The 3492-nt window shown below is 70.2% G+C and carries 1 protein-coding gene; it reads left to right on the forward strand.

The window, feature by feature from the left end; genetic code table 11:
* A partial coding sequence (locus tag ACF1AK_RS36155) for an SDR family NAD(P)-dependent oxidoreductase (RefSeq protein WP_391503064.1) occupies positions 1-3492 on the forward strand: 3492 nt, incomplete at both ends.

Below are 3492 nucleotides of genomic sequence, written 5' to 3' on the forward strand. Positions count from 1 at the left end.
GCCACAACGACCACACCTACGCCGAAATCACCCTCCCCACCGACCCCGACACCTACACCATCCACCCCGCCCTGCTCGACGCCACACTCCACGCCCCGCTGATGAGTCAGGTCCTGCCGAACGACGGCCGGATACGGCTGCCGTACGCCTGGGAAGGCGTAACGCTGTACGCTTCCGGCCCCTCCGCGCTCCGGGTGTCGGTGACGGCCGTGGGGGACAACGCGCTGCGGCTGCGGGCGGCGGACGGTGCCGGCAGGCCGGTGATCTCGGTGGCGTCGTTGGCCATGCTGCCGGCTGACCTTGCCGAGCTCGGTTCTCCGACGGTGAACCCAGACTCCCTGCTGCGTCTGGACTGGACACCCGCGCCGTCGGCAGACGCAGTACCGCCCACCAAGCTCACACTGCTCGGCGGCGACCCGTTCGGCCTGCGCTCGGCGACGGGAGCCGGCGTCGACTGGCAGGAGTTCACCGAACTACCCGCCGTTCCCGCTGACTCGTCGGATGTGATTGTGTGCATCGACAGTGACGAGACGTCAGATGCACCGGGCGCCGTCCGCGCGGCGCTGTACGGGGCGCTCGATCTGGTCCAGGCCTGGGTGTCCGACGAGCGGTTCGCGAAGGCACGGCTGGTTGTGGTGACCCGGCGTGCGGTGATGACCGGAGACGGCGAACCCGTACCGGACCTCGCCGTCGCGCCTCTCTGGGGGCTGCTCCGCTCCGCGCAGAACGAGAATTCCGGTCAGCTGGTCCTGGTCGATGTGGACGACGATGATCGCTCGCTCGCCGCTCTGCCGTCCGCGCTGGCCGGTGACGCCACCCAGTTCGCGCTGCGTCACGGACAGGTCCTGGTGCCGCGACTGACCAGGATGAGTGCCAAGGACCGCCTGCCGGAGTCCCGGTCACCGTGGGACACCGACGGCACCGTGCTGATCACCGGCGGTACCGGAACACTCGGCAGGCTGTTCGCCCGACACCTGGCCACGAAGCACGGGGTGCGGAACCTGCTGCTGGTCTCCCGGCGTGGGCCGGACACTCCTGGCGCCACGGATCTGGTCGCCGAGCTGGCCGGGCTGGGCGCTCAGGTGACAATGGCTCCGTGCGACGCGGCCGACCGGGCCGCGCTCTCCGCGCTGCTCGCAGGAATCCCGGCGGACCGGCCGCTCACCGGCGTGGTTCACGCCGCAGGGGCCCTGGCCGACGGGGTGATCTCCGGGATGACACCGGAGCGCCTCGACGCCGTGCTGGCGCCGAAGCTGGACGCAGCGTGGAACCTGCACGACCTGACCCGGGACTTGGGGCTGTCCGCGTTCGTGCTGTTCTCCTCGATCATGGGCACGATCGGCAACGCGGGCCAGGGAAACTACGCCGCAGCGAACGTGTTCCTCGACGCGCTCGCCCAGCACCGCCGCGCCACCGGACTCCCGGCGGCCTCGCTCGCGTGGGGCTTCTGGAGCGAACGCAGCGAATTGACCGGTGACCTGGACGACGCGGACCTCGCTCGCATGGCACGCACCGGGCTGAAACCGCTGCCGTCGGACGAAGGCGTCGCACTCTTCGACGCGGCGCTCGCCAGCGGTGCGGCCACCGCGACCCTGGCCGTACTCGACCTGGACCGGCTGCGCACGCAGTCCACGCAGGCGAGCCTGCCGGAGGTGTTGCGTGGGCTCGTCCGGGCGCGGCGCGCTGCGACTGCGGTCGCAGCGACCGGCTCGACGTTCGCCGACCGACTGGCCGGCCGCCCGGTCGAGGACGTCAACCGCGAACTGCTCGACCTGGTGTGCTCTCATACTGCCACCGTGCTCGGCCATGCCGGCACCGGCTCCGTGCAGCCGGACGTCGCGTTCAGGGCACTCGGCCTCGACTCGCTGTCCGCAGTGGAACTCCGCAAGCGGCTCAACGAAGTCACCGGACTGCGGCTGTCGGCTACCGTGGTGTTCGACCATCCGACTCCGTCCGCAATGGCTGCGCTCCTGCGCGAGGAGTTGCTGGGCGGGAGGGCCCAGGTCGTCACTCCGCCGGCTGCGACGCCCGCTTCGGCCGGGGACGACGAGCCGATTGCCATTGTCGGCATGGGGTGCCGGTATCCCGGTGGTGTTTTTTCACCGGAGGGGCTGTGGGATCTCGTGCAGTCGGGGCGGGACACGGTTGGCGGGCTACCGCGCGATCGTGGCTGGGACCTGGACAACCTCTTCGACGCGGACCCAGGACGGACAGGCAAGAGCTACGTCGACAAGGGCTACTTCCTCGACGACGCGGGGGAGTTCGATGCCGGGTTCTTCGGGATCTCTCCGCGCGAGGCGCTGGCGATGCATCCGCAGCAGCGGTTGCTGCTGGAGACAATGTGGCAGACGTTGGAGGACGCCGGGATCGAGCCCGGTACGCTGCACGGCAGCAACACGGGCGTGTTCATCGGCGCGATGTTCCAGGAGTACGGGCCGCCGATGCACGAGGGTTCGGCGGAGACTGACGGGCTGCTGCTTACCGGTACCAGCGGGAGTGTCGCGTCCGGTCGGTTGGCGTACTTCCTCGGCTTGGAAGGGCCTGCGGTGACCGTCGACACGGCGTGTTCGTCGTCGCTGGTCGCCTTGCACCAGGCGGCTCAGGCTGTGCGGAGCGGTGAATGCGCTCTGGCAGTGGCCGGTGGCGTGAGCGTGATGTCCTCACCGGGAGTGCTGGTGGAGTTCTCGCGGCAGCGGGGGTTGTCTGTTGACGGGCGGTGCAAGGCGTTCGCGGCGTCGGCCGACGGCACCGGCTGGGGCGAGGGCGCAGGACTGGTGGCACTCGAACGCCTCTCCGACGCCCGCGCCAACGGGCACCGCGTGCTGGCGGTCCTGCGGGGATCGGCCGTGAACCAGGACGGCGCCTCGAACGGGCTGACCGCACCGAACGGCCCGTCACAGCAACGGGTCATCCTCAAGGCGCTGTCCAGCGCCGGACTCACGGGTGCAGATGTCGACGTGGTCGAGGCGCATGGGACGGGTACCGAACTCGGTGATCCGATCGAAGCACAGGCACTGCTGGCGACCTACGGGCAGGAGCATTCCCCGGACCAGCCGCTGTGGCTGGGCTCGCTGAAGTCGAACATCGGTCACACCATGGCGGCGGCCGGAATCGGCGGCGTGATCAAAATGGTGGAGGCGCTGCGTCGCGGCGCGCTGCCCCCCACCCTGCACGTTGACGAGCCGACCCCCCACGTGGACTGGAACGCGGGAGGCGTCCGGCTGCTCACCGAACCTCGCCAGTGGCCCACGACCGGCCGGCCGCGCCGTGCCGGGGTGTCGTCATTCGGCATCAGCGGCACCAACGCCCACGTCATCCTTGAACAGGCGCCGCAGACCGAGCAGGTCAGCACATCACGGTCGCCATCCTCGAAGCCACCCGCAGCAGATGTGGCGGAGGGGCCGGTCGGGTGGGTGCTGTCGGCGCGGACCGGGGAAGCACTGCGCGCCTACGCGAGCCAGATCGCCACCGCCGCCGGCCCCGCACTGCCGG

Source organism: Kitasatospora sp. NPDC015120, assembly GCF_043080305.1.
Classification (GTDB): domain Bacteria; phylum Actinomycetota; class Actinomycetes; order Streptomycetales; family Streptomycetaceae; genus Kitasatospora.